Genomic DNA, 284 nt, shown 5'->3' on the forward strand with positions numbered 1-284 from the left:
TACATCCCCGATCCCGACAGCGACACGCTCTCCGCCGCCGGGACGCTCGCAGCCAATCTTGCAGCGGTCAGCGGAGCCCCACTCAATCTCGAGGTTGCCTTCTCTGCACCCCCGGCCGACGCCGGCACCTCGATCGTCGTGGCGGCCGCCCAGGCTCTGCCAGGCTCGGTCGCCGACGCTGTCGGTCTCGACGCCGCCGGCATGCGCCAAGCCTGGCGTTCGCAGATGCTCAACAGCAGTGTCGGCACAGCCGGTCTTGGAGAAGCCCCGCTCTACACGGGCTC

At 69.4% G+C, this 284-nt stretch carries 1 protein-coding gene; it reads left to right on the plus strand.

Features of this window, described 5'->3' with window-relative positions; all coding sequences use genetic code 11:
• Positions 1 to 284 (plus strand): hypothetical protein (locus tag CH341_RS34870; RefSeq protein ID WP_170149911.1); only part of this gene is annotated, 284 nt, incomplete at both ends.

The organism is Rhodoplanes roseus (genome assembly GCF_003258865.1).
GTDB classification, from domain to species: Bacteria; Pseudomonadota; Alphaproteobacteria; order Rhizobiales; family Xanthobacteraceae; genus Rhodoplanes; species Rhodoplanes roseus.